Genomic DNA, 4,749 nt, shown 5'->3' with positions numbered 1-4,749 from the left:
AGTTCTCTCCGAACGCTATAATCGAGGCTGATAGCTGTAATGCTATATTTGGATTTGTTGCTGCGGGCACAGGTGTTGCTTTCATAGCAGAATCTATGGCGGGACTTTGTATGAAAGGGACACGTTATAAGCCGCTTGTTCAACCAGGGCCTGAAATTGAGTTTAGCTTCATATCCAACAATTTATCCATGGAAGATTGGCATATGGTTTTTGAAAATTTAATTTCTGATAACTATTTTCAAAATACTTTCAATAATAATTATTCAGAAAAATCATTGTCTGATCAGAACAGTATTTAGATCCCTCCCCCCAGCCAATCAGATTAGAAATCAAGTTTTCTTATATTTTTAAGCTGGGGAATTATTTACTATTTCAATACTGAAGAAACAACCAATATAAGAAAAATATTTCAAATTAATATATTTTTAATAAAACTGTAAACCAGCCGTATTTTTTAGTTAAGAATATAGAAATATTTTATCTTTAACCCTCATTAACTGATCCAGCATTACTTCAGAAAAATGCGATCATTATATTTAACCCTATATTCTTAAAATAAATATTTACCTGGAGTAATATGATCATATTTTATAAGTCAACTTCAGGTATCTACTACTTAACGATTACTTAGTGCGAAAGTGTAACCTGTGGTTCAACACTGTGAGTTTGATATGAATTGCTATTTTTCTACATGAAAAAATAATGAATTGGTAGATTAATTCATAAAACTTGTACCTAAGAGACGACTGAAGATGCCATCAAGATTGATAAAGGTTGCTGATAAAAAATTTAGTTTGTATCTGTAAACTATCCATCCATACAACATTACGAACCTTTGACACCTTACCAAGTCTGAAAAGCTTGGCTGCTTCTGTTAAATTATCACCATAACTGAGCACTAAACCTAAACACAGAGGTATGAATGTCTTATATTGAGACGACGATGAAAAAGCTGCAACGAAGCAGCCCAAGTCAGCCCGAGTTTTATCAGGCCACCGAAGAAATCCTGCAGTCTATTCGCCCCTTACTCGACAAAAACCCGATCTATCTGCAACAAAATATCATTGAACGTATTGTCGAACCGGAACGTCAGATCATGTTCAGGGTCGTCTGGCAGGATGATGAAGGTAACGTGCAGGTCAACAAGGGTTATCGCGTCCAATTCAGCTCTTCACTCGGCCCCTATAAAGGCGGAATCCGTTTTCATCCTTCGGTAAATGCCAGCACGGTTAAATTTCTGGGGTTTGAGCAGATCTTTAAAAATGCTTTGACAGGCCTATCGCTTGGTGGTGGTAAAGGCGGTTCGGACTTTGATCCTAAAAACCGCTCAGATAACGAAATCATGCGTTTCTGTCAGGCCTATATGACCGAATTACATCGTCATATCGGTGCGACCATTGATGTCCCTGCAGGTGATATTGGGGTCGGAAAACGCGAAATCGGCTATCTTTTTGGCCAATACAAACGTTTGAATCTTCATTTTGAAGGTGTACTGACCGGCAAGTCGCTCAACTGGGGTGGTTCACTGGTACGTCCTGAAGCAACGGGCTATGGTCTGGTCTACTTCACTGAAAATATGTTGCAAGCTAACGATGACACTCTGGATGGTAAAAGATGTCTGGTATCCGGAGCGGGAAATGTAGCCATACATACCATCGAAAAGCTATATCAATGTGGCGCATTGCCGGTTAGCTGCTCTGATAGTACCGGGACGATTTATCATGAGAAAGGTATTGATCTGATTTTACTCAGGGAATTAAAAGAAACACAACGAACTTCATTAATCAACTATCTGGAATCTCACCCGGATGCTCAATTTATTTCAATAAAAGAATATCCAAAAGATGGCCATGCCGTATGGCGATTAAAAGCAGATGCCGCTTTTCCATGCGCTACTCAGAATGAAGTCTCGGCGGCAGATGCTAAAGCGCTCTGTCAGAATGGCATTACCTGTATTGTTGAAGGTGCCAATATGCCCTGCACTGCTGAAGCACAGGCACATATTATTGCTGCAGGGATNNACGGAATTCATTATGCTCCAGCTAAAGCAGCCAATGCCGGTGGTGTCGCCACCAGCCAGCTTGAAATGGCACAAAATGCCAGTATGACCCAATGGTCATTTGCTGAAGTGGACAAACGACTACAGGTGATTATGCAAGGTATCTATCAACGCTGTGCAGAAACAGCCATAGAGTTTCATCAACCATGTAATCTAGTGTTTGGCGCCAACATTGCCGGATTTCGCAAAGTCGCGGATGCCATGCTCGAACAGGGACTGGTATAAGGTTCTTGTAATCAGTTCTTAACATAAGACCTATGGGGTTTAAATTTGAGACTCATTTATTTGTTCTCTGTGAGCATATTGTTCACATCAATGACACTGGCTGCACGGGCTGATGCAATTACGTTAAAAATAATTGATCAGAATCAACAGGCTGTCCCCAACGCCATAATTGAAGTGCTTAGTTCCTCTGAAAGTCATGGTGAACCAGATTCTGTAACCGTCATGGATCAGATAGATAAAACCTTTGTTCCTGAACAGATTATTATTCAGCAGGGAGAGACTGTTGATTTTCCTAACAGTGACAATATCCGTCATCACGTTTACTCATTTTCCAAAGCTAAAACATTTGAACTCAAGCTTTATGCGGATAAACCCGAAAAGCCAATACTCTTTGAAAGCCCCGGCATAGTTGTGGTCGGCTGCAATATTCATGACGCCATGATCGGCTATATTTATGTTGCCCAGCATGAAACGGTTGTTACCTCATCCGAGCAGGGCATCGCCTTTATTAACACAACAGCACCAAAGCCACTGATAAGTATATGGCACCCATATACAACTAATGGTGCCGAAAGCCGGAAAACCGTTGAAATAGATCCGTTAATTCAAAATACTCCGGGAGAATATATTATCCAGCTGGAGTTGACGCCTCCTCCCCCACGCGAGTCATTTGAGGATACATTCGGTGCGGCTGGGCATCACTAAATTACGCACGCAAATTCTGTTATTTGCCCTCTCACTGATACTGGTGTCGACGCTGGTTATTCAGTCGATATCCTGGTGGTCTGCAAATAAGTTTAATCAGCATCAGATACAGCAGAACACCATCAAGGCAGAAAATATTCTGCGTCAATACATACGTTCCAACGAAAACAATCTGGTGAATTCAGCGAGAGTACTGACAGCAGATTTCGGTTTTAAGCAGGCTGTGGCATCCAGTGACAGCGATACAATCGCCAGCGTACTGGCTAATCATGGCGCACGTATTAAAGCTGATTTAATGTTACTGACCGATTTATCAGGTCAGTTGATTTCCAGCAGTCGTTCAAATCATTACGATCAGACCTTACTACGGCAGATAGTGGAAGATCTGATGGAAAAACCGGGTGTCGCACATATTGTGATGCTGAATGATCGAATCTATGAATTAATCCTGTTGCCCGTGATGGCCCCCAGAACAATAGCGTTTAGTCTGCTTGGTTTCGAGTTGAATCAAACCACACTGAATGAACTGAAGCATCTTACCGATCTGGAGATCACCCTGCTTAAAAACGACCAGCCGGTTTATTCCACTCTGGATAGCCTTGATTCTGATGAAGATTTCGCTGCTAAGATGAATGCCATGCAAAGCAGATGGCTTGGGCTGCAAAGACCAACCTTTATCAATTCAGAAGTGTTACCGGCCACCAGTAGCGTAAACCCTGTCAGCATACTGCTAACCACGGATTTAAGACCGATCTATAAGCAATATGATGATCTGGCAAAACAGCTCATGCTCACTGTTTTACTGGTAGTAGTGGCAGCCATTATTATCAGTATGATCATCGCGCACAAACTGACCACACCTTTAGCCCGACTGGTTGAAATTGCTCACCAGTTTGCCAAAGGGAATTACGATGCCTGGCGTGATCCAGGCCGCTCCAGCAGTGAAGTCCGTGATTTAACAGTCGCTTTTCGCCATATGGGGGAAGAGATAAAACAACGTGAACAAGTTGTCACCTGGCAAGCCCGACATGATGTCCTGACCGGTTTATTTAATATTCACACGATGCGCAGCACGCTTACCACGATTATGCGTGACTACAGTCAGTGTATTGTGGTAGCGATGTATATTCAAAATTTCAGGCAAATCAATGATCGACTGGGACCGGAAGTCGCTGATGCTTTTCTCAACGCACTGGCAACTCGCCTTAATCAGTTCAAAACCTCGGGAAATAAAACCAATGCCCGACTGGAAGGTATCGAGTTTTTATCAGTGATCCAGTTAATGCCAGGCCAAAGTCCAAAGCAAATTGTTGAATCTTTACTGGACAGTCTGGCCCAGACTTTTCAGATCAGTAATATCAGTTTGACGGCTCAGTTTTATGCTGGTGTTTGCTGTTATCCTGCGGATGGTACTGACAGCAAAACCATGCTGCGCCGGGTCAGGATTGCAGCGGATCATGCTCGTATCAATCGCACATCCATTCATGTGTATACCCCGGGCGAAGATGAAGAACATCTTGAAGAGTTATCGATTATCGAAGCATTGCAAACTTTACTCAAACAACCCGGCAATAATGAATTATTCTTGAATTTCCAGCCAAAAGTTGAACTCAGCAATGGCAGAATTGACACGGTTGAACCACTGATCCGCTGGCATCGTCCGGGGCTAGGACGCATCGCACCGGATAAATTTATTGGTCTCGCCGAGCAATCTGGTCTGATTGTTGAGCTCAGTCACTGGGTCATCGAGCAAACACTAA

Annotated in this window: 4 protein-coding genes; all 4 read left to right on the top strand. The window is 42.5% G+C overall.

All coding sequences use genetic code 11. From position 1 onward, the window contains the following. Positions 1-299, top strand: a 299-nt coding sequence (locus tag B3O33_RS06650; protein ID WP_292363243.1) for a hypothetical protein, incomplete at its 5' end; no start/stop codon positions are given. Positions 300-922: 623 nt separating this feature from the next. Then, entirely contained in the window at positions 923-2,284 is a 1,362-nt protein-coding gene (gene gdhA, locus B3O33_RS06645) for an NADP-specific glutamate dehydrogenase (RefSeq protein ID WP_292363242.1), read from the top strand. A 90-nt stretch (positions 2,285-2,374) separates the two neighbouring features. Beyond that, on the top strand, positions 2,375-2,989 hold the full coding sequence (locus B3O33_RS06640) for a methylamine utilization protein (protein ID WP_292362616.1): 615 nt from the start codon (positions 2,375-2,377) through the stop codon (positions 2,987-2,989). After that, the coding region (locus B3O33_RS06635; RefSeq protein WP_292363241.1) for a diguanylate cyclase domain-containing protein at positions 2,970-4,749 on the top strand (1,780 nt) is incomplete at its 3' end. The genes B3O33_RS06640 and B3O33_RS06635, both read left to right, overlap by 20 nt.

Origin of the sequence: Methylophaga sp. UBA1464 (assembly GCF_002325665.1) — a bacterium.
In the GTDB taxonomy this organism is placed as follows: Bacteria; Pseudomonadota; Gammaproteobacteria; order Nitrosococcales; family Methylophagaceae; genus Methylophaga.
This window is presented reverse-complemented; position numbering and strand designations above follow the sequence as displayed.